Raw genomic sequence first — 22,769 nt, 5'->3', positions numbered from 1 at the left:
GGTTTAGGAGGGAAATTAGTTATGAAGAAGTGGGTTTTTTGGCTTGTAATAGCCGTTCTTCTCAGTTATGAGGCTATACAGCAGCATTCAGCAAAAGCAGATCGTCAAGTTGACCAAACGGAAGTAGAAATGAGTCCTCATGTGGTGATGTCTCCAGCTAAGGATCTTGTGATTAAACTGACCAAGGATCAGATATACCAAGGGAATCTAGTCTTAATCAATAAAGAGAATCCGGTTCATCAAGTGGGGATACACACGGATGTGCTCAATCTTTTTCAACATAAAGAGTTGGTCCAAGGATTTGGTTTGCTAGATAACTCGATCCGGTTGTCACAAAGCATCATTCAGCCCTTTACAACGATGATGAAAGCAGCAGAAAAAGACGGAGTACGTCATTTTATGATTAATAGTGGTTACCGAGACAATCAAGAGCAAGGTCAGCTCTATAAAGATATGGGATCCAATTATGCATTACCTGCGGGATATAGTGAACATAACTTAGGTTTGGCTCTTGATATTGGTTCTACGCAATCCGACATGAATCAAGCGCCTGAGGGAGAATGGTTGACCCGAAACGCCGCGGAATATGGGTTTATTTTACGGTATCCCAAGGATAAAACAGCTATTACTGGCATTCAATATGAACCTTGGCATTTTCGCTATGTAGGCTTACCGCACAGTTTGATTATGCAGCAGATGAACTTAACGTTAGAAGAATATTTGGCTTATTTGAAACAACAAAAGAACATCACAACGAAGGTAAAAGGGAAAATCTACGAGATTTCTTACAATCCTATCACACAAAATAGCACGATCCAAGTGCCTACTAATCGTTCTTACCACCTGTCGGGTAACAATATGGATGGCGTCATTGTAACTTTGTTTCCATAAGGTGTAACTAATTTATTAGGGAGAGTGAGCTTGCGGTATGAAACAAATGAAAATATGGAATGAGATGCTGCTGTCGGCTTTATTCGCCTTTTATCTATATGTTCTGTTCAAGGTCATATTATTTAAATTCAGTGCCATTGACTTACCTTCTCTGTGGCAACAATTTCAGCGGAATATCGAGAATCCTGAACATATCCAAAATCGATTAGAATTTGCAAACTTCAAGCCTTTCGTTTCGATATCGAGTAATATTCAAAGTTTATCTCAGCATGATCTCGTAAATTTGTTTGGGAATATCGCGGTATTCATGCCCTACGGCATGTTTCTAGTCTTGATGTGGCGGCATAAGAAGATTTCGTTGTTCGGTGCACTCCTGAGGTCCGTGGGGTTAAGTTTATGCTTGGAAAGTTTACAAGTTGTACTTTCAATGGGGAGCTTTGATGTGGATGATCTCATTCTAAATGGGTTAGGTGGTCTACTCGGGTATTCTATTTTTAAGCTGTCCATAAAATGTAAGTCAATTATCATACGTATGTTCGAATCTCAACACATGACGTTTTCAAAAGAAGGTAACATCACTTAAGGTGATGACATGTGAGAATAGGCCGTCCTTCAAGTAAAGCAAGCTTCTTGAGGACAGCCTATTCGCGTTCACGAGGAGGTGAATGGCAATCTGTTCCTGATTTCCATTTACCCACTTGTTACTACGCTCCATTGTCTCTAGTTGGCATTCTTCTAAATTTGTCCTATCATAAGAGAGTGTTCGTAGATTATACAGGGCTTTGTTCCAGAACGACGACCAAGAGTTCTTCAAGCCGTTTATTTATCAGATGAAATTATACATTCACGGAGGGCGTACAATGAGTCAACGTTATCGCATTACGAGATCTTTTCAACAAAATGAACAAGCCGAACCATCCATTTCATTGGAAGAGTGTAAAGAATACTTTTCTACAAAACCGGATTTCACTTATTCTTCCGTATTTACAGTGACTGGTGCCACCAGCATGTCCATTGAGGGAGATTTCTTCATGTGGAGCTATGGCGAATTCAAGATTCCTTTTCGGCATTATCAGGGGGATATTTATGTTTCAGGCACGAATGAAGCCGTCATTCCTAAGATGCTAGAGGTAGCAAGTGAATTGGGAGCCGATGTGGCGGAAGGTTAAAATCGAGATGTTTTTGTTCTACACAAAAATTCATCTAATATTTTCAACATACACTCCACATACATTTACGCTATAGTAGTAGTAGTAGTAGTAGTTGAACTTAGCTGACAAGCTAAATAACCATTCGAGGATCACAGATCACAGATCACAGACAACTAGGGGATTAAGGGGGGGCATCTTTGCATACACATACATTCATTCACATATTACAAACCGAGCTCGTCGTCGCGCTTGGCTGCACAGAGCCGGTTGCGATTGCCTTAGCTGCCGCGAAGGCACGAAGTTATGTGAAAGGTCCAATTGAGAAAGTAACTGTTCATGCCAGCGCAGGGATCATCAAGAATGCTTTGGCTGTTGGGATTCCGGGTACGAATGTAACCGGGATTGATTTTGTCGCGGCTTTGGGAGCTATCGCTGGGAATGCTGACAAGCAATTAGAAGTGCTTGCTGATATTCAACCGGGTGATGTTGTTGCGGCGCAGGGCATGGTAGAACAGGGCTTATCGATGGTTCATCTCGCTGATACAACCAGAAAATTATATATTGAGGTCATCGTTAACACAGAGCAAAGTTATGCAAAGGTTGTTATCACAGATAACCACACGAATATCACCTTAATTGAGGTGGATGGGAAGGTCGTTGAATCTGGAGGCTGTGCCAACGCGAGCTTCAAGAGTTCTAAAGAGGAACGCGGTGAACTAACCGTCGATGGCATCGTAGAATTCGTAAATACAGTTGATCTAGCCGAGCTCCAATTGGTCAAGCAAAGTATTGAATTAAACCGTAAAGCTGGATTAGATGGCTTAGCGAATGACTATGGTCTCCAAGTTGGGAAGACGATTAAAGAAAATGTCAAAAAAGGAATTTTGTCTGATGATCTAATCTCTCACGCCATGGCGCTTGCTTCTGCGGGGTCGGATGGTCGCATGGCGGGTTCGAGCATGCCTGTAATGGCGAATTCGGGCAGTGGAAATCAAGGTATTGCCGCGACGAATCCTGTTATTGCAGCAGCAGAGAAGCTTGGCTCATCGGAGGAACAACTCATTCGTGCTGTAGCGTTAAGTCACCTAGTTACGATTCATATTAAATCCAAATTCGGTCGATTATCCGCTTTATGCGGAGTCACTGTGTCTGGGACAGGTGCTAGCTGCGGGATTACTTATCTGCTCGGCGGTGGGAAGAATGAGATTAAAGCCGCGATCCAAAACATGCTCGGCAATGTAACAGGGATGATGTGTGATGGTGCCAAAGGCGGCTGTGCGATGAAAGTAGCCACTTGTACGAGTGCCGCGGTCCAATCTGCGCTTCTCGCTTCGAAGGGAATGACCATATCCTCCACAAATGGTTTTATCGAAAATGACGCTGAGAAAACGATCGACAACTTCTGTCGGATCGGGAATGAAGCGACATCGGATATCGATAAGCTTGTCCTTGAAATGATGTTAAATAAGGACATATAGTTAGATGGAAATCCGCCATTATGGCGGATTTTTTATTTTTGTATGGAGGCACCTAGCATTTCTAAGCCTAATTTCACGCTAGCGTGTTCACGATTTTCGGTAAGGTAGACGGCTTTTGCACAAATTGTTGGTGTGTCAAAATCACATTCAAGCTGAATTAATTGTTGTGAATCTAGAAATGGTTGTGCAATCGACCTAGGTAGAAAGCCAAATCCGGCTCCTTGTAAAAGCATAGCAACCATAATAAAGGAATGATCGGTTTGTAAAGATGGGACAAATCCGGCTCCGACGATACTTATAAACCATTCAGGGAAAGGGTCTCCCCATTCAATATGACAATACTCATGAGAAATAAAATCCGTTTTACGAATAGCGGAGTCTTTTTTATGTGCAGATACGAGAATAATGTCATCCTCAAATAGCAATTCTTTTGATACTTTAGGATGATCAGGTGGATCAAAACGAACGGCAACATGTACAACCCCATCTAACACGAGATCACGTACCATATAACTTGGATCAATATTGCTTAGGAATCTAATAGCCACATTAGGATGTTTTCTTCTGAAAGCTAGAATGTCCTGTAAATACCGATAATGCCATACTGATCCTGGTCCACTTAGAACGAGGTATTGTTCAAATTCTTCGGAAAGCTGCACTTTGCTTTCTTCGTATAAAAGCATAATTCGCTCTGCGTAAGGAAGAAAGGCGATACCTGCTTGTGTTAAAGTTACATGTCGATTATCACGTTGGAATAATGTTTTTCCTATTGAGCTCTCCAGAGCTTTTATTCTTGCAGTAACAGCAGATTGCGAAATATGTAAATGCTCTGACGCTTTTGTGAAATTTCGTATTTTACAAACGGCCAAAAATGCTTCTAACTGAGATGAATCCATGCTTCGCGCCTCTCTATCATTTGAATTATTGATTGTCACAACATAAATTATGCGTTATACATATCATAGAATGTCCAGTAACATAGGGGAATAGCCTTTATATACCCTACTTGTAAGGAGAATTGGTATGCGAGCCATCAGAGAAATGACGATTAATGATTACGAACAGATGATTGAATTGTGGAGCGGTATTCAAGGACTAGCCTTAAGTGACGCTGATTCGAAGGAAAATATCAACATGTATTTAGTTAGAAATAAAGGGTTGAGTTATGTTTTTGAACATAATAATGAGATTGTTGGAACTATTCTGTGTGGTCATGATGGAAGAAGAGGATTTATCTATCATGTAGCAGTAAGCCCCGCCTTCCGAAAACAGAAAATTGGCAACAGTTTGGTGCAAACAAGTTTAGATAAATTAAGCAAAGAAAGTATTCATAAATGCCATATTTTTGTTATCGAAGATAATTCGGTTGGGAATCACTTTTGGACTTCGATGGGCTGGGAAAAGAGAAGTGGGTTTTATGTGTATTCAAAGAATACAAAATGATAGGCCTTGGTTGAAGGTTGAATGGAAACTAATTGTAGATTGCTTCGTCTAATTCATTAGAATTTAATGTTTGGAGTGATGAAGATTGCGTATATCTAGTGTAGGTCCATTCATCAAAAAAGGAACAATTCTGTCAGTCATCTTGTTGTTGATGGTTCCAATATTTTCGCACGCGGCAGAGGCTCATTGGGTTGAACCTGAACAGAAGAGCTATAAACAGCAGATCGTGCCGTATAAGGACGGCAGCTCGATGAATGGACCGGTTACGAGGGAAGAGTGGAACTCGTTCTACTTCTACGTTCTCCACCCAGCACGATATGATGAACCGATTGATATTGGAAACTGGGCAACGATGATTAAGATGGGGGTACAGTTGCCAAAGGGCAAGGAAGACGATCTGATCAAAGGATATGTCTATGATCTGGTTCCGATGTATGCGCAACATGTGAATCGCGAGACGGCAGTAGGTGGATTAATTAAATTGCTGTCGTTTAGCCTTGTACAAGGCAGTGGGAATAACAAGCAACTGGATGCGCGTCAAGATTTCTTGGATTTTAAAGACATTAGGGAGATGCATCAAGGACTTGTTCAAACTGCTTATCAGGACGGCTTGTTAGACAGCGTAACGACAACCAATTTTCGGCCGAAAGACAATCTGACGAACGCTGAAGCCATTTCGATTATGGCAAAGGTAATGAAGAAATACGAGCAGGAAGCATCGAAGATTACGCCACCGACTCAACCAGGTTTTCCAAGTGTCGTTACTTTATTTGAGAATACACCGATGTACAGCTCCAAGGATGCATCTCAGGGGATGAACGGGATGATTTCACCACAGCATGTTCGAATCCTTGCAGTACAAGAGGATTGGCTTACTTATAGCAATGTAACAGATACAAAGTGGTTTCAAGTCGCAACCTGGCTTGGACCCCAATGGATCCAGTTGGAGCTGCAACAGGTAGGCAACTTTGAACAAGTAGATACGAATTTGCTTCTACAGCAGTCAACTTCACTTCAAGATTCGCCTCACCCTGACAGTACGCTTTCGTTCGCACTCTCGCCGCAAAAGGTTCATGTCATTGGGTTTTTCCGCAGCAAATTCGCTGAGAGTTTTCTAATTGAAACATGGGTAGGGCCTAGATGGATCAGTAATCCTCATGGAGCAACTCAAAATAAATAATGAAGTTTCCAAAATTTATTGTTTACGTACCTCTCGTAATTTGATAATATTATCGCAATAACAAATGCGTTGAAGAGAAGAGTAAATAAATGAAATCTTTCACAGAGAGCTCCGTCCGCTGAAAAGGAGTAAAGAGAACTTTATTGAACAAAGCCTCAGAGCAGCACATCGGAACCAATCATGGGGGATGGTGTGACAGGAGCTCCTGTTATAGAGCTAAAGTATACGCAAGGCTTCGGATTGTCGTACTTGAAGAGGCTGATATGGCGACATATTGGTGAAACTGGGTGGTACCACGAGGATATGAATCTCGTCCCTAAGACTGGCAATAGTCTTGGGGGTGGGATTTTTTTGTTATTGCGTAAATATCTTTGCGCACGTGCTATAATATTAGGCACACCGAAATAAGCAGTTTGAATTTACTATTAAGATGCTTATCATCAGTATCATACGAATGTGAAAGGATTTGAATATAGAATGTCGAGAAAATTAAAAGTAGGTATTGTTGGAGGAACTGGCATGGTTGGCCAGAGATTCGTTGAATTGCTGGATCAACATCCATGGTTTGAAGTAACTGCCATTGCAGCAAGCAGCAGCTCCGCTGGTAAAACGTATGAAGAATCGGTTCAAAGCAGATGGAAACTGGCTACGCCAATACCTGATAATGTGAAACAAATTATCGTGCAAGATGCATCGAAAGTGGAGGAGGTTGCCACTGGGGTTGATTTTATTTTTTGTGCCGTTGATATGAAAAAGGATGAAATTAAAGCGTTAGAAGAAGCTTACGCCAAAACGGGCACGCCAGTTATCTCAAATAACTCAGCTCATCGTTGGACACCTGATATTCCGATGGTTATTCCAGAAGTGAATCCAGGTCATATTGAAATCATTGCTGCGCAAAGAAAACGTCTTGGCACATCGACAGGTTTTATCGCAGTAAAACCTAATTGCTCCATCCAAAGCTATGTGCCAGCCCTAAACGCTTTGTTAGACTTTAAACCAACGAACATAGTTGCTTCAACGTATCAAGCGATCTCAGGCGCGGGTAAAAACTTCACAGATTGGCCGGAGATGTTGGATAACGTTATTCCTTACATCGGTGGGGAAGAAGAGAAAAGCGAGCAGGAGCCGCTGCGTATCTGGGGAAATATCGTAAATAATGAAATCATTAAAGCGAGTTCTCCGCTCATTACGACGCAATGTATCCGCGTTCCAGTAACAGACGGACATTTGGCAACGGTGTTTGCATCTTTCGAAAATAAACCTTCGAAAGAAGAAATTCTTGCTCGCTGGTTGAACTACAAAGGACGTCCGCAAGAGTTGAATCTGCCTAGTGCTCCGAAACAGTTCATCACTTACTTTGAAGAAGAAAATAGACCTCAAACGAAGCTAGATCGCGAGATTGAGCGCGGAATGGGCGTTTCCGTTGGACGTTTGCGTGAAGATTCCATGTTTGATTTTAAATTCGTTGGATTATCGCATAACACATTGCGCGGTGCAGCAGGTGGTGCGGTTCTAATCGCTGAATTGCTTAAAGCAGAAGGGTATATTCAAGCGAAATAAAGCCCCGTAGGCTCCACCTGAACTTGGCTATTCCCTTAACATGCAGATAGGGGCCACACCCGTGTAGATGGATCTACACGGAGGCGGCCCTTTTTTTATTTTAGGTATGACTCGGGTAACGTTCCTGCAGGAATGTTACCGATTGGCTGATTAGAGCTTTTAATATATCCACATTGATATCTGCTACTTTATTGATGTATACACAGGCTTTTGCAGCCTCATGCTTGCCAAGCTGTTTCAATAATTCTTCTCGATCGGTATCGCCTGTTGCAAAATACAAGCTGATTTTGGCTTTTCGCGGCGAGAAACCAACTAGCGGAGCATCGCCCTCATGACCGGATGCATATTTGTAATGATAAGTGCCAAAACCAATAATGCTTGGACCCCACATTTTCGCTTCATAACCTGTTACCTCTGCAAAAATATCTAATAATTGATAAGCGTCTTCACGCTTTTTAACACTTTCCACATTTTCGATAAACTCAAGGACGCTGTTATCCGTTTCTTTCATTTTTGCTTCGTATGCCATTGAATACACTCCTTATCGATGATACCGATGTGATGACGAGCTATGATTATTTTACCAAAGAATTGTTTGAAATAGAAACATTCGTCTGGAAATGATCGTCTAATACATACAACAGGAATTGCGTATTATCATGTGGAACAAAGGGTGGGTTATTTCATGTGGACAAAGCGATATTGGTTGCCGATGGTTCAATGTACGATTCTTATAGGTGTCCTGATTACAGGTTGTGGTGATCGAAAGGTAGTAGAAGACCAAGTCGAAGTAAGTGGGAAGATCACGGCGATTAATGAAAAGGGAAGCTTTTTGGTTGTATCACCCGATAAATTCATTGGTCAGGACATGAAAATGCCTGATGCTGCATGGTATAGTATGGCGGATCATGCACGCATTGAGTTCAAGGGGAAAAAGTTACAACTGAATGAAGTCCAGATTGGATCTACCGTTAAAGTATGGACGGACGGAATGATGCTGACGAGTTATCCAGGTCAAGCAACAGGGTTTCGTTTTGAAATCATAGCACTGGATAATGGTGCAGGTGATGCAAGCGGTAAGGTCACAGCGTTAGTTACAACAGGCGAAGGTGTTAATGTGGAACGTAGCATTGAAATCGATGGGGTAAAACATAGACTGCTTCCGATTGCGCAACTAAGAAAGGGAAGCAGCCCCGTACAATTCTCTGATATAACAGTCGGTAAACAGGTGAAAATTTGGTTTGCAGGTTATGATTTCGGTAATGAGAAATTTGTGACAAAGGTGGTCATGGATAGTTAGAGGCGGAGGCAATTCATTCAATCTTGAATTAGGCAAAAGGACGTGTTCGAATGAGCCAATCGAAAGAGATTGCTATTGACTTGAAACTGGTGCAACACCTGATCCATTCACAATTTCCACAATGGGCAGAGCTGCGGCTACAACCTGTGGATTCAGCTGGAACAGACAATGTGATCTATCGTCTTGGTGATGATATGGCGGTTCGATTACCTCGAGCAGAATGGGCCATTGGACAAGTGGAAAAAGAGCAGCGTTGGCTTCCGAAGCTAGCCCCGAAGATCCCGGTATCCATGCCGGTACCACTTGCAAAGGGTGTTCCCACGGAAGACTACCCATGGTTCTGGTCTGTGTATCGTTGGCTAGATGGTGAGAATGCGACAGTTGGACAATTAGACAGCTATAACCAAGCAGCAACAGTTCTGGCACATTTCGTTAATGCTATGCAAACCGTGGACCCTACGGATGGGCCAGCCCCAGGTTCTCACAATTCTGGCAGGGGAGAACCTTTAGCGATGCGAGATGGGGCAGTTCGAGATGCTATCGCGAGTTTAAAAGAAATCATCGACCCTGTCGTGGCACAGGCTGCATGGGAATTGGCGCTTCATGCTCCTGTATGGCAAGGACAAGGTGTTTGGATCCATGGAGATTTGCATCCGGGGAATCTTCTCATTGAACAGGGCGAGCTTAGCGCTGTGATTGACTTTGGCACCTTAGGCGTGGGTGATCCTGCCTGTGACCTTATGGTGGCATGGACATTTCTTACATCGGAGAGCCGTGGAAATTTCCGCAGCTTGTTAACGGTCGATGAAGCAACTTGGTCGCGAGCGCGCGGCTGGGCACTTTCCTTCGGATTGATCGCTTACGCTTACTACTTAGACAAGAATCCAGGGCTTGCGGCCATTTCGCGACGCGCGATTGATGAGGTGCTTAGCGAGCATGCGAAGCTATACGCATAATTGAATTTAAGTTCACAATGATTTGTAGATAGGAGAAATACATCATGCTTAGTGCCATCTTACAAGGAATTCTTTTATCAGCAGGTCTGATCTTGCCGTTAGGTGTACAAAATGTATTTGTTTTTAATCAAGGTGTGACACAACCTCGTTTAATTAGAGCGTTACCGGTCGTTCTTACAGCATCACTTTGTGATACGGCATTCATTACTTTGGCTATTTTAGGAATATCCGTCATTATCGTTACGATACCTGCTATTAAGTTCGTGCTTTTCATATTAGGTATCCTGTTCCTTATCTATATGGGGATTGTGACGTGGAAAAGCAAACCTGCCGCCACGACATCCGATGAAAAAGCGTTATCACCTAAGAAGCAGATCGCATTTGCTGCATCGGTTTCACTTTTAAATCCTCATGCGATTTTGGATACGATTGGAGTCATAGGAACCAGTTCTATCCATTATGTTGGAAAAGAAAAATTGGTATTTGCAATTGCCTGTATACTCGTGTCATGGATTTGGTTTTTTACGCTTGCCGTCGTGGGGAGACAGGTTGGGAAATTAGATAAATCGAACACATTTATGAATTATCTCAATAAAGCTTCAGCGTTGATCATGTGGGCGACTGCCGTTTATTTACTTACGCAATTAGTCTAAACGAAATAGGGCATGGCTGAAGACTTTTTTCTTGATTTTCACAGTTATGTCCGACTATAATAAAGGAAATATTTGGTATGTGTAACTGGCGAAACGTAGATCACTACGGGGGAGCACATATTCCATAACAGCCGTTCGCCTGGGCAAAGTATTTGATCAATCGATCAAATGCTTTTTTTATTTCGAGGAGGAGAATGGAATGGAACGAGCTAGAAATGTGGCGGTCCTCATTTATGAAAAGGTGGATTTATTGGATATTGCAGGGCCATTCGATGTGTTTGGGGTATCGAGTAATTGGGGCAAAGATTTCAAGGTTTATACAGTTGGCGAAAAGCAAAATCCTGTGAACACAGTCAGCGGCCTTACGATTCAACCCAAATACAGCTTCGACAATTGCCCATTGCCAGACATTTTGATTGTACCCGGTGGTTTAGGCTCACGCACTGAAATGAACAACGCAGCGATTACCTCATGGATTAACCAAACTTCTGCTAGTGCGGAAATCGTTTTATCCGTTTGCACAGGTGCGCTATTGTTAGCGAAGGCAAACCTACTGGACGGTTTACGAGTGACGACCAATCGAAATGCATTTGATTTATTGCGCGAAAATGCACCACCTAGTGCTGTGATCGTTGAGGATGTTCGATATGTGGATAATGGCAAGATTGTGATGTCCGCTGGGGTTACCGCGGGATTCGATGCTGCGCTCTATGTCGTTGCTAGGTTATTTGGCGAAGAAAGAGCGCTCGCTTCCGCTGCTAAAATTGAGTATCATTGGCACAAAGATGAGAAAACGACAGCGCTGCAACAAAACGATGTATTTAGCATTAGAAAAGCTCAAATAGAAGATGTAGATAACATTCAGAAATTGTTTATTGAAGCAGCTCACTGGATTCAATTGTCAAAGGGATTCACACAGTGGAGAGAGGATTCGTTTACCAAAGCCTACGTAACATCTTTCATTCATGAGCAAGAAGTATTTGTCGCATGTCAGAAGGGTGAGATAATTGGTTGCTTTTCCATCCAGTGGAAGTACGAAGAGATTTGGGGAGACTTGTTCCATGATGATGCTGGATACGTACACCGGTTAGTCGTTGCGCGAAAATATAAAGGAGAGAGTTTCGGCAGCAGGTTATTATCTTGGGCAGAGGACTATATAAAGAACAAGGGGAAAGGCTGGCTGCGTTTAGATTGTATGGCAGATAACCCAACATTGAATGACTACTATCGTAGCCTTGGATTCATTTATCAGGGTAGATTCGATGGTCGCGGTTGGAGCGCCAACTTATATGAACGAGAAATTGAATAAGTAAGGTAATCGCAATCTAATAAAGCTGCCCGACAAGTAGAATAATCTATTTGAGGGCAGCTTTTGTGCGCTCACGGGGATAAACTCAACCACTATCTGATAATCAGTAAATCGTTCTATGAAATAGTGGATTTTGTTTCTTGAAGGGTTGAAGGGAACTTCTTAGAATGAGAGGGGGCTTCCTCTGGTTTGTTCTCTTTCCAGATCCCTTTATGATAGACTAAGAAAATATTTGACATTGAACAGCTGAAGCGAGGGATATTCACGTGCCGTTACTAAACTGGTTTTCATCTTTAACCTTAAAAAATCGCCTTTTCCTGGCGTTCATCGTACTTATTCTTCTGCCGTTCTCTGTCTTGGATATTTATAATTTTCAAAAAGTGAAGCTCAATTTACAACAAAAAACGAGTGAACAAAGCCTTGTACAAATGAACAAAATGAATGAATCACTTGAAAGTCTGCTCGCTACAACGTTTAAGACGATTACGATGTTCGAGCAAGATTCATCCGTCATTTCCGTGTTAAAGCAGCCAGAAGCAGTCGATCAAATCGTCAATCAACGTAAAATTGAAGAACGTTTTCGTTCGGTAACGAATAGTCTGTTCATCTCTAGTCCACCCGTTTTCTATACGATTGCTGATTTACTCGGTAATGTGTATACCTCATTCCCGCCAGCGCAGCGCTTAAATTATGAATTGATACAGTCAAAGCCTTGGTTTAAGAGTGCTTTAACTGCTTCTGCACCGTATCAATGGCAGTTGGAAAGTAATGAAGTGCTGTTTGATGTTAACAAAAGCCCGCAGCTAGTTGCCATTTCTACTCCTATAAGGGACGCAGATGGTATCATTCGAGCGATCATACACATCGCTGTGGATTACGAAAGCTGGTTTAAATCAGCTACTAACGGAAGTCCAACCTCCGATCAGTATTATTTGATAGATCAAAGAGGAATCGAGATCGTTCACTCTGGTGCAGAAAAGTCTACCATGGCATTGGAGTCACCGATCAAAGATCGTTTGCTTGCAGACGGTTCCAGTAGTGGCTTTTTCATACATGGCAGTACGTTTATTAACTATACCGTTGTACCCTCATTCCATGCCTATTTAATCAAAACAGTGCCATCGAATGTACTCTTTGCTGAGCTTCGATCGATTCAGAAAGCCTATATGGGTACACTTATTGTTTTCACAATCGCCTTCATGCTGATCACGTTGCTTATCGCGTCTGCGGTTACGCGTCCACTTCGACTCATTCAAGCTAAAATGCTCGATGTCGTTCGGAAAGATTTGAAAGTAAGACTTCCTGATCAAAGATACGGCGGGGACATTCAGCCCATTGTACAAGCCTTCAATCAAATGATTGTCGATATGAACGGCCTCATACAACGCTTAAAAGTTGAGGAACGGCAGAAGGAAGCTAGTCGATTCCAAATGCTGCTTTCGCAGATGAATCCTCATTTCTTGTTGAATACGTTGAACACAATTCGCTGGCTGGCTTTGGAAAAAGGGGACAACGCGATTCCGAAAATTTGTGTGTCGCTTGGAAGATTAACAGAGGCAGGATTGAAGCTCGATGTAGATCTCATTCATTTGGAACAAGAGTTAGAGCTTGTCCGAGGTTATGTCTATATCCAACAATTCCGATATGATCAGAAGTTTCAAGTTGACTATGTGTATGCCGATGACTTGACATACGCACTCGTACCGAAACTTAGCCTTCAACCGATCGTGGAAAATGCCATTTATCACGGAATTTCGCAGATTCAAGAGAAAGGTCACATCTCGATCCATGTTTATACGAAAGAATCACATCTTATCCTTGAGGTGGTCGATAATGGCATCGGTCTCGTAAAAAGTGAAGGAGTGTCCAAAAAGGACCATAATGGCATCGCTTTACAAAATTTGAGAGAGCGTTTAGCCCTCCTTTTCAAGAAAGAAGCAAGTCTTGAATTCGTTCCGGTATCACAGGGTTGCAGGGTACGTATCCAGCTTCCGCTCCTTATGTCCACCCCTTACCAGAAAGGAAGTGATTCCCATGTGGACCGTTCTACTCGTTGAGGATGAGGTATTCGTTCGAAGAAAAGTGAGAGAAACGATGCCTTGGAAGGAAATGGGCTTCACCATCATTGGAGAAGCAGGTAATGGCTTAGAGGCGATGGAGAAAATTCGTGAATGCCAACCTGACGTTGTCATCACAGATATTGTCATGCCGCTGATGAATGGTGTGGACTTGTTGAAACAAGCGCGGAAGGAAGGCTTCACAAGTCGTTTCGTCATGCTGACGGTTATGAGTGATTTCGAGAACGTTCAGCAAGCGCTGGAGTTCGGCGCGTCCAGTTATATGCTCAAGCTTTATATGGATCAAGAGACATTAGCAGAGACAATGAGTAAGGTAGAAAAAGAGCTTATCGACCGCAGAAGTGCCGAAATACGGGAAGCTGAAGCGCTGTTATATAAACTGTGGAAGTTAATGCCCGGGGGAGCCGAGTCCCCGGAAATAAAGGGAAGCGAGCTTGAGGTTCCTGGTGTTCATGGACGCAGTCTGAGTATCATCGCGGTACAACACGGGCAACCAACCTACACACGAGATGATTTCTTCGCACTCCGTGTTATAGACAACGATGTGGCATCCGCAGCTGTCTGGCATTTGCTGACCATGGACGGGGTTAGCTACCTATTTATGTGGTTGCCAACAAATTCGCAGTTCAACATTTTTGCAGAAAAAGCCTTGCCATATAGCCTAATCTATACGGAATTAATCTCTGCTGCACACCTCATGGATACGTGGAAAAGCATTCAAATTAAATTGAATTTGGAATGGTACAATCCCACTTTCAGGGCGAAGCTATGCACTTCTGCAGGCACACCTTTGCGTGAAACTGCTGATACGTGGGGGTTGGAGCATGAAATCTGGCACAACTTGGAGCAGCTAAGATGGGATGCCGTTGTTGGCGCGGTGAATGAGCTGTGGGGTAAATTCGAAGTTCAGCAAGCTCCGCAGCTGCAAGTGAAGCAAGCAGCCGCGAGAATTGCCCATTTGTGCGCGAGAATATCGCAACTCAACACGGTTGACGAAGAGGCGATACTCGCATCCGACCATCATCGGCTAAAATTGGTGTTCATGGCTCGTTTGGAAACGCATTTCAAACACTTGAGCGCTTCGCGCATTCCTATATCTGATCATCCAGAGGTCAATAAGATCATCTCCTATTTGCATGAACACTATGTGGAGGAAATTACCTTAGACACCTTGGCAAAGTTAGTTTGCATGGATGATAAATATGTTAGCGGTTTATTTAAGAAGAAACTTGGCGTCAGTATTATTCAATATTTGCATCAGATTCGAATTGAACATGCCCAAAGATTGCTGCGGGAAACGGATCGAACGATTAGTGAGATTGGTGAACGAGTCGGGTTCGCGAATGATAATTATTTCATTAAGATTTTTAAACGTTCGACTGGCGGGACACCTGCAAGCTTCAGAAACCGAACATAAACCCTTTTCGTGTTTTTTCGACAATGTGACTTTTGTTCTATAGATTCATGGATTCTGTTTCTTATTCGCATTCGTAATGGGTGATAAAGTAGGTACTGTAAGTAATCAATTGCAGGAGGTCAATCCAAATGACAAAGAGAAAGAACACAATGATGCTTGGTGCACTAGCTCTTACTTTAGGTCTTACAGCATGCGGTAATACTTCTGGTGACTCATCCTCCAGCAACTCTAGTACGACTAGTCCTAGTACTACAGCAGCCTCTGGTAAAGTCGTAAAGTTAAAAATGTGGGGAGGCGTTCCACCAGAATCCGGCCCTCAAGCTGTGGTTGACGATTGGAATAAGAAAAACCCAGACATTCAAGTGGAGTACGAACGTTATGTAAATGACGACGCAGGAAATCTGAAGTTAGATACGGCATTGCTCACGGGTCAAAGTGTTGATTTATTCGTGAACTATTCAGGGACAGCATTGAAGAAACGTGTAGATGCAGGTGTAGCGTTGGATTTGAGCAGCTATACCGACTATAACATTGAGCAGAAGATGGGCTCGACGACGAAGGATTGGCAAGTTAATGGTAAATATTACGGTATTCCAACCGTTAAAAGTACGTTCTTCGTGTGGTTTAACAAAGAGATGCTTGATCAGGCTGGACTTAAAGTACCTACATCCTGGACATGGAAGGATATGCAGGACTATGCCACCAAATTGAAAGCCGATAAGCGCTTTGGACTTGTCCAGCATTTGGAATCGTTCCCAGATTCCTTGGATTCAGCTTTGACTCACGATGGGTACACGAAAAAAGATGGCAGTTCAAACCTTGATAATCCATTAATGGGTACTTGGTTAGATACATTGAATACCATGATGAAGGACAAGAGTACGCCAATGCTTGGCGAACAGCTGACAACCAAGATGCCTGTAGAAACGATGTTTCTTAAAGGTGAGAGCGCAATGCTAAACGCAGGTTCCTGGATTTTCCGAAATTCAAATAACATGAAAGATAATCCAAGGACATTCAAAATTGCATTCGCGCCTGTTCCGAGGCTAGATAGCAATGAGCAAAATGGTATCGGTCGTGGTGGGTTAGGCGATTTCGTTTCGATCAACGCGAAGACGGCTAATAAAGATGCAGCATGGAAGTTCTTGAAATGGTATGCAGACGGAGGATTACTGCCACTTGCTTCTGGCGGACGAATTCCTGCTTCCAAAGATGCGAATGTTGAGGATGCTTTGAAGTTGCTATTAGGTGAAAATGAGAGTACGTATGATATTCCTTCTTTGAAATATGTACTGTTTGAGAACAAAACTCCTACGTTTACGCGTAACCTGCCTCAACAAGTCATGGACCTGCGCAGGGAAGAATATGAGAAGTTTTTCTTAGGCAAGCAAGATACTGCAACAACTTTGGCTGCTATGGTAAAACGACATAATGAATTTATGAAAACAACCAAATAATTAGAAAAGCAGGGGGAGTGGCTTCGGCTGGTTCCCCTGTATGCATACTAAGGGAGGTTATCGGATGTGAAGAAAAACTGGATGGCCAGACAAAGTTTAACCGGCTATTTATTTATTGCACCAAACATGCTGGGTGTTCTTCTCTTTTTTATTGTACCAGCAATTTTCTCTTTCGGTCTTATTTTCACTAATTATCAATTCGCTAATCCCAATTATCATTTCGTGGGCATTGATAACTTTAAACGACTAATCCATGACGATCTTTTCTATGTTTCGCTCCGAAATACGGGGTGGTATCTCCTGTCAGTACCCATTTCAATTATGCTTGCGTTTCTTGTAGCACTTGTACTGAATAAGCATGTGTATGCCAAAGGATTGCTGCGCGCCATGTATTTCCTACCATACATTACAAGTGGTGTAGCAGTTGCTTTCGTATGGATGCTGTTGTTTCAACCTTCTGAAGGCCCAATCAATCAGATGTTACGAGCAATAGGCATGTCAAATCCACCGGGATGGCTCTCTACAACGGAAACGTCCATGATGGCTATTGATATCATCTGGATTTGGTTCATGCTCGGCTATAATATGATTATTTATTTGGCGGCGTTACAGGAAATTTCCCCTGAGTTGCTCGAAGCTGCCAAGGTGGATGGCGCAAGCGGATGGGTCAAAATTAAATCCATCATTTTTCCTATTGTCAGCCCGACGACGTTCTTACTTCTCATTACTGGTCTAATTATGACCATCAAATCGTTTGGGTTGATCCAAGCCATTACACAGGGTGGTCCTGGGAACAGTACGACAATTTTATCTCTCTTCGTCTACAAAAATGCGTTCGGCTATTATGAAATGGGCTACGCATCTACGATATCCTGGGTATTGTTCTTAATTATCGCCGCGATTACATTCGTCCAATGGTTTGGGCAAAAGAAATGGGTTCATTATTAAGATATTTGAATCCGTATTGAAGATAGCCGATTCATCGGCGAATAATTGAGTAGGAGGTAACCTCTATGGCTACTGTGCAATCAGACATTAGGGCAAGTGCAAAAGTTCGAACCAAGAGGCGGTTTCCGCTCCCAACCCTAATCAAAGCAGGAACGACACTTATCATGTTTATCCTTGGTCTTGCTATGATTATGCCATTCATTTGGATGATCAGTACGTCATTTAAATCGCCAGCTGAAGTATTTGAATACCCCATCCGCTGGATTCCGTCCCATTTTAATATGGAGCATCATATCCGAGTTTGGACAGGCAGCATGGGCTTTGCAACTTACTATATGAATTCCATTAAGGTAGCGGTAGTTTGTACAATTGGCGCGACGTTGCTCTCTTCCTTGGCTGCTTATAGCTTCGCCAGAATTACGTTCAAAGGTAGAGATACTTTGTTTCTAATCTACTTGTCAATGATGATGATTCCGCCTCAGGTATTGTTCGTTCCGAAATTCATTATGTTTGAATGGGTGGGTATTTATAATACACTATGGGCACTTATTCTGCCTGGTATGATATCTATTTTTGGTGTGTTTTTAATGAGACAGTTTTTCATTCGGATTCCAGCCGAAATCTCAGAATCGGCTTTCATGGATGGAGCCGGTCATTATCGTATATTTCTTCAACTGATGCTTCCTTTAGCAAAGCCTGCTATGGCTACGTTAGCGATCATCGATTTTTCTTGGCATTGGAACGATTATGAGAACGCACTCGTATTTCTGACGGATCGCAAATTATATACGATTCCATTGGGTTTGCAGAATTTCATTATGGAATTTAATGTGGATTACAACGGAATGATGGCTGCGGCTAGTGCAGCTATTCTACCGATGATTCTCGTCTTCATGCTGGGTCAGAAGTTCATCATTCAAGGGATTTCCAATACAGCTGTGAAAGGATAATGAGATAAAGTTGATGAAAGCCGATAAAGCCAGTAGACGCGTGATGCGTTTAACTGGCTTTTTGCCTACTAAAAATTGACATCAATCGCTAGGGGAGATATGATTTTAGTGGGTAACACGATGGAACAGGGGTGTGAAGAATCATGCAAAAGCAATTCAAAGTCGCAGCAGGCATCTCTCTTGCAGGATATGTCGTCAGTCTCATTACGACTAATTTCTTACCGGAAGCCATTAATTTATTAGTACCAACAACGTTAACATTTGGAACTATTCTAGTCCTCCAACGTACTTCCAAAGCCATTATGGGAACAACGACTAATGTGCCTATAAGCGAACCTGCTACGAATAAAACTTTAGCACCGGTTTCCAATCCGACAAGCGATACAGAAATCCAAGCTGAGAATGATCCCTTCTGGGGACCGATTGCCGAGTATATTCATGTGATTGAAGAGACAATGATCTCGGAGGGGCAGAAGAATACCTTAGATGATGAAATTGTCGAAAAGACGCTTAGCTTGCTCTCTAGGGTAGGTCGGTTAATTCCTCAATTAAAAGAGCTAAATGATGCAAATATGAATCATAACATACAAAGATTGATCTTTAAGGATTTAAATGGCGCGATTAATCCCTTTCTGAAGTTAGGCGGGGAAGCCAAACGATTGAATCGTCGACTTCTTCTTACAGGAATCAAGGATATTAACTCTAAGCTCACCGACTATGTAGAAACGATCGAACAAAAAGATTTAATTGAATTGCAGACACGCATGGAATTAATCCAGCAGCGCTATCGTTCAACAGACTAAGGAGGCATGGAAAACTTGACAACCCAATTGGTGCAATTAAAACCGACCGATTTGCAGAAAGTAGAGCAAGAAGCCAAACAATTACTCGACAAAGTTTCGTCGACCGATACGATGGAATTAGAAACCTTAATGGATTCGATTGGACGTATGGGATCCAAAACGATGGAACAAGCGGGACAATCTCTAGCGATGCTAGAACGCCCGGTGAATGAATTGATGTCGGGTAAACGCTCAGAGGTCCAAAACAACATTTTGAAGCTGCGCGGCGAAATTGATTCGCTCAGTAAGAGCAAGCAGCTTGGCTTTTTTGAGAAAATGATGAAGAAGACGCCACTTAAGAACTATATTTATAAGTATCAGTCCGTGAAAACAAATGTAAATGCCATTGTACAATCCCTTCGTAATGGGAAGGAAACGCTAGAAGAGAACATGGCGTATATGAAGACGCTGAAGAAAAATTCAATTGAGTCTGTCTATAATTTGCAAATGCGAATTGCGATGGGAGAAAATTTAAAGCAGCTTTTCGAAGTTGAAATAGCCAAGCCCGAGAATGAACATCGTAAAACACATCTGGAGAGAGGACTTCGTAAGGTAGTGACGCGGATTCAGTCCTTTCAAGAGATGGTGATCCTGTATCAACAAGCGATTGCAGGAACCGATATCATTAACGACAACAACGATAAGCTGATTGATGCCGTAGATGCGACGATTGACAAAACACAGAACCTGTTGACAGTCTCTGCCATGATTTCTATGGCCATTGAGGATCAAGTTCAGACAATTGAAGCCGTCAATTCCGCGAACTCGACATTGAATAAAATGTTTGAAGATAATTCGCGATTATTGAAAGAAACGACGCAACGAACGAATGAGCTGCTTGGGAAACCAGGTTTGCAAATGGATTCGATTGAGAGAGGCATGACAGACTTATTCGCTGCGTTGGATTTATTTGAACAGTCAAATCGGACAATCATCCAATCAGCAACGGAGCACACGCAACGGCTTGGTAACATCAGCCAGCAAATGACACAAAGGCTTGGCTTAACGCCTGGGAATAAAACGAATGTAGAAATAAAAGCGTCTGAGCTTAGCGGATTATTGGAATAAATTGGATAGATTGACAGAGCTGCCAAGGATCTAATCTTTGGCGGCTTTTTTGTGCTTGCCTCATGCCGCTTAACCCATGCCATTTCGTTCTCCTGACATATGATAATCCATACGTTTGAATAATGGAGATGAGTAAATGTTTATGCAAATTAAAGAAGAGATTAGCAAGACACCCCAAATCGATGTGCTAATCCCAGCAATTGAGAAGGATCTGGGGACGCTCCCCCTAGTCATTGACGCTGTAAGGAAATATGTTAAGCATCCGATTGGTGAAATCATCATTGTGGCTCCGCGGAAACAACGAATACTCGATCTATGTGAGAGAAAAGGATGCCGCTTCGTACATGAAGATACCGTTCTCCCTATCACGAAAAAGGACATCCATTATCAGTCCAAAACGTGGGATCGGACTGGATGGCTGTACCAACAGTTACTTAAATTGAACGGAGATACCCTCTGCACATCCAATTATTATATGGTCATTGATGCGGATACTGTGCTCATACGACCGCATGTTTTCAAAGTTGGTGATAAGACGGTATTTTATTGTCGGAACTGGAGTCAGGGCGAATATTTCAATACGTATAGAAAGTTGATGGGTAGAAATCGATCAGCTCGATTGTCCTTTGTTACCCATTACATGCTTTTCGAGAGGTCTAAAGTCAAGCAGTTGAAACAAACCATTGAATCCAAACATAAGAGTTCCTGGTATTCCGCCATTATGAAAAGTATGAATAAATCCAAGCAGTTTGCCTTTTCGGAATTTGAAACGTATGGCAATTTTCTATATGCATCCGAGGCTCACAAGATGATTTTAAAGCCTGCATTGAATAAGAGCTTACATTTGAGCAATTCCCAAATTACACCTTCGAGGATGTCTTCCTTAGCTAAAAGGTACAGATCCATTTCTTTGCATAAGCGCAAAGGATATGTTAAAACCCATAGGTTGGTGACCCAATGAAGCCTTATGTGGTTGTCTGGAAGGGACCTGTACACAAAGCGAGCGGTCTCGGTCATGCAAGTAGAACCTATGCTGCTTCTTTGAAACGGAAAGGCGTTCACGTAAGGCTAGGTAATTCTAGAGTTAGTAAAAGACCTTCCATGGGTAAAAGAGTGCTGATCTATCACGATGTTCCGAGCCATATGCAGTGGGAGCGTGCACGAAGTTTATATGATTCTATGATTCTAAATACCGTTTGGGAAACAAGTAAAACGCCAACTGAGTGGCTTTCTCATATGAATAAATTTGATGCCGTATGTGTACCCACGCAGCATAATAAGCGTGCACTTCTGAACAGCGGGGTTACCGTTCCCATTTACATTGTTCCTCATGGTGTAGATACGAAGTCCTTTCATCCGAACAATAAGAAGTTTGTATTGCCGCGTGCTGCCGGTAAGTTTACTTTCGTGTCTGTATTTGGCTTTCAGCACCGTAAGAACCCAGAAGGCCTATTGCGCGCGTACTGGGAAGAGTTTTCCTCCAATGATAACGTTATTCTTGTGATCAAAACGAACGGCTATGAACCTTATGAGACTGAAAAATGGATTCAGAGTCAAATCTGGCAATACAAAAAGAGATTGGGTCTACACAAAGATACAGCCCCCGTTGTCATTATTGGCAGACGATTAAGCGAATGGCAGATGAAAGGTCTATATACACTGGGAGATGCCTTCGTTCTTCCGACGCGAGGCGAGGGGGTAGGCCTCCCTTTTCTGGAAGCATTGGCCAGTGGCATCCCTGTCATCACCACGGCCTGGGGCGGACAAATGGATTTCCTTACGAACAATAACTCATTTCTCATTCCCTATCAATTGAAGAACCCGTCCATTAGCATGAATAGTCGACATGCCATATCGCGCTCATTCAGCTACCTGTTTGCTGAGAAGGGACAACTGTGGGCTGAACCTGATCATCATAGTTTACGAATGAATATGAGGAGAGCCTACGAGAATCCTGCATTATGTAAGCGTAAGGGAAGTCAGGGGAGATTAGATGTCCTTCCTTTGACGTGGTCTCGTGCAGGGATGCTGTTGAAACATGCGGTAGAGAAAGTCATTCAATCCAAGAAATAAGGGTGAAGTGTA

Annotated in this window: 22 protein-coding genes, 1 riboswitch and 1 other annotated feature; of the genes, 20 read left to right on the top strand and 2 right to left on the bottom strand. The window is 42.6% G+C overall.

Annotation, left to right across the window (positions count from 1 at the left end):
• Window positions 1-21: 21 nt before the first annotated feature.
• The 4 genes from L6I86_RS02985 (at window position 22) to L6I86_RS02970 (ending at window position 3,520) form a co-directional block, all read left to right on the top strand.
• A complete protein-coding gene (locus L6I86_RS02985; RefSeq protein WP_236284459.1) occupies window positions 22-891 on the top strand; it encodes a M15 family metallopeptidase in 870 nt (289 codons plus the stop codon).
• 37 nt (window positions 892-928) lie between these two features.
• Window positions 929-1,474, top strand: a complete 546-nt coding sequence (locus L6I86_RS02980) for a VanZ family protein (RefSeq protein ID WP_236284457.1) — start codon at window positions 929-931, stop codon at window positions 1,472-1,474.
• Between the two features lie 277 nt (window positions 1,475-1,751).
• The gene (locus L6I86_RS02975; RefSeq protein WP_236284455.1) at window positions 1,752-2,060 is read left to right on the top strand and encodes a hypothetical protein; all 309 of its coding nucleotides are present in this window, start codon (window positions 1,752-1,754) and stop codon (window positions 2,058-2,060) included.
• Between the two features lie 179 nt (window positions 2,061-2,239).
• The gene (locus tag L6I86_RS02970; RefSeq protein ID WP_236284453.1) at window positions 2,240-3,520 is read left to right on the top strand and encodes an L-cysteine desulfidase family protein; all 1,281 of its coding nucleotides are present in this window, start codon (window positions 2,240-2,242) and stop codon (window positions 3,518-3,520) included.
• 32 nt (window positions 3,521-3,552) lie between these two features.
• Here the strand turns inward: L6I86_RS02970 and L6I86_RS02965 are convergent, their stop codons facing one another.
• Window positions 3,553-4,416, bottom strand: coding sequence for a LysR family transcriptional regulator (locus L6I86_RS02965; RefSeq protein WP_236284452.1), 864 nt, complete (start codon window positions 4,414-4,416; stop codon window positions 3,553-3,555).
• Between the two features lie 127 nt (window positions 4,417-4,543).
• Here L6I86_RS02965 and L6I86_RS02960 point away from each other — a divergent pair, with 127 nt between their 5' ends.
• The 3 genes from L6I86_RS02960 to asd all read left to right on the top strand — a co-directional run bounded on the left by L6I86_RS02960 (window position 4,544) and on the right by asd (window position 7,706).
• Complete coding sequence (locus tag L6I86_RS02960) at window positions 4,544-4,963, top strand: GNAT family N-acetyltransferase (RefSeq protein ID WP_236284450.1); 420 nt, start codon at window positions 4,544-4,546, stop codon at window positions 4,961-4,963.
• An 85-nt stretch (window positions 4,964-5,048) separates the two neighbouring features.
• A complete protein-coding gene (locus tag L6I86_RS02955) occupies window positions 5,049-6,143 on the top strand; it encodes a hypothetical protein (protein ID WP_236284441.1) in 1,095 nt (364 codons plus the stop codon).
• A 60-nt stretch (window positions 6,144-6,203) separates the two neighbouring features.
• Window positions 6,204-6,464: a binding site (T-box leader), on the top strand.
• A gap of 156 nt (window positions 6,465-6,620) precedes the next feature.
• Window positions 6,621-7,706 carry an aspartate-semialdehyde dehydrogenase gene (gene asd / locus L6I86_RS02950; RefSeq protein WP_236284439.1) on the top strand — a complete coding sequence of 362 codons (1,086 nt, stop codon included), beginning with the start codon at window positions 6,621-6,623 and terminating at the stop codon, window positions 7,704-7,706.
• Window positions 7,707-7,806: 100 nt separating this feature from the next.
• Here the strand turns inward: asd and L6I86_RS02945 are convergent, their stop codons facing one another.
• Entirely contained in the window at window positions 7,807-8,235 is a 429-nt protein-coding gene (locus tag L6I86_RS02945; protein WP_236284437.1) for a DUF1801 domain-containing protein, read from the bottom strand.
• Between the two features lie 156 nt (window positions 8,236-8,391).
• On the opposite strand from L6I86_RS02945, the gene L6I86_RS02940 reads away from it, so the two are divergent.
• The 13 genes from L6I86_RS02940 to L6I86_RS02880 all read left to right on the top strand — a co-directional run bounded on the left by L6I86_RS02940 (window position 8,392) and on the right by L6I86_RS02880 (window position 22,757).
• A complete protein-coding gene (locus tag L6I86_RS02940; protein ID WP_236284435.1) occupies window positions 8,392-9,006 on the top strand; it encodes a DUF3221 domain-containing protein in 615 nt (204 codons plus the stop codon).
• Window positions 9,007-9,056: 50 nt separating this feature from the next.
• The gene (locus L6I86_RS02935; RefSeq protein WP_236284434.1) at window positions 9,057-9,962 is read left to right on the top strand and encodes an aminoglycoside phosphotransferase family protein; all 906 of its coding nucleotides are present in this window, start codon (window positions 9,057-9,059) and stop codon (window positions 9,960-9,962) included.
• Window positions 9,963-10,006: 44 nt separating this feature from the next.
• Complete coding sequence (locus L6I86_RS02930) at window positions 10,007-10,615, top strand: LysE/ArgO family amino acid transporter (RefSeq protein WP_236284433.1); 609 nt, start codon at window positions 10,007-10,009, stop codon at window positions 10,613-10,615.
• A gap of 71 nt (window positions 10,616-10,686) precedes the next feature.
• Window positions 10,687-10,767, top strand: a riboswitch (ZMP/ZTP riboswitch).
• Between the two features lie 47 nt (window positions 10,768-10,814).
• A complete protein-coding gene (locus tag L6I86_RS02925; RefSeq protein WP_236284432.1) occupies window positions 10,815-11,924 on the top strand; it encodes a GNAT family N-acetyltransferase in 1,110 nt (369 codons plus the stop codon).
• Between the two features lie 266 nt (window positions 11,925-12,190).
• On the top strand, window positions 12,191-13,981 hold the full coding sequence (locus tag L6I86_RS02920; RefSeq protein WP_236284431.1) for a cache domain-containing sensor histidine kinase: 1,791 nt from the start codon (window positions 12,191-12,193) through the stop codon (window positions 13,979-13,981).
• Complete coding sequence (locus L6I86_RS02915) at window positions 13,959-15,419, top strand: helix-turn-helix domain-containing protein (RefSeq protein WP_236284430.1); 1,461 nt, start codon at window positions 13,959-13,961, stop codon at window positions 15,417-15,419. The genes L6I86_RS02920 and L6I86_RS02915 overlap by 23 nt, the downstream gene beginning before the upstream one ends.
• A 128-nt stretch (window positions 15,420-15,547) precedes the next feature.
• On the top strand, window positions 15,548-16,876 hold the full coding sequence (locus tag L6I86_RS02910) for an ABC transporter substrate-binding protein (RefSeq protein WP_236284429.1): 1,329 nt from the start codon (window positions 15,548-15,550) through the stop codon (window positions 16,874-16,876).
• Between the two features lie 66 nt (window positions 16,877-16,942).
• Window positions 16,943-17,824, top strand: coding sequence for a carbohydrate ABC transporter permease (locus L6I86_RS02905; protein ID WP_171632948.1), 882 nt, complete (start codon window positions 16,943-16,945; stop codon window positions 17,822-17,824).
• Between the two features lie 164 nt (window positions 17,825-17,988).
• The gene (locus L6I86_RS02900) at window positions 17,989-18,774 is read left to right on the top strand and encodes a carbohydrate ABC transporter permease (RefSeq protein ID WP_056621886.1); all 786 of its coding nucleotides are present in this window, start codon (window positions 17,989-17,991) and stop codon (window positions 18,772-18,774) included.
• Window positions 18,775-18,917: 143 nt separating this feature from the next.
• Window positions 18,918-19,577 (top strand): hypothetical protein, encoded by a 660-nt coding sequence (locus L6I86_RS02895; RefSeq protein WP_236284428.1) that lies wholly within the window; start codon window positions 18,918-18,920, stop codon window positions 19,575-19,577.
• 15 nt (window positions 19,578-19,592) lie between these two features.
• A complete protein-coding gene (locus L6I86_RS02890; RefSeq protein WP_236284427.1) occupies window positions 19,593-20,684 on the top strand; it encodes a toxic anion resistance protein in 1,092 nt (363 codons plus the stop codon).
• A gap of 136 nt (window positions 20,685-20,820) precedes the next feature.
• Window positions 20,821-21,645: a DUF6492 family protein gene (locus tag L6I86_RS02885; protein WP_236284426.1), complete on the top strand. Its 825-nt coding sequence runs from the start codon at window positions 20,821-20,823 to the stop codon at window positions 21,643-21,645.
• Window positions 21,642-22,757 carry a glycosyltransferase family 4 protein gene (locus L6I86_RS02880; RefSeq protein ID WP_236284425.1) on the top strand — a complete coding sequence of 372 codons (1,116 nt, stop codon included), beginning with the start codon at window positions 21,642-21,644 and terminating at the stop codon, window positions 22,755-22,757. The genes L6I86_RS02885 and L6I86_RS02880 overlap by 4 nt, the downstream gene beginning before the upstream one ends.
• Window positions 22,758-22,769: the final 12 nt, after the last annotated feature.

Origin of the sequence: Paenibacillus allorhizoplanae (assembly GCF_927798215.1) — a bacterium.
GTDB classification, from domain to species: domain Bacteria; phylum Bacillota; class Bacilli; order Paenibacillales; family NBRC-103111; genus Paenibacillus_E; species Paenibacillus_E allorhizoplanae.
The sequence above is the reverse complement of the archived record's forward strand: the minus strand, read 5'-3'. Positions and strand labels throughout refer to the sequence as shown.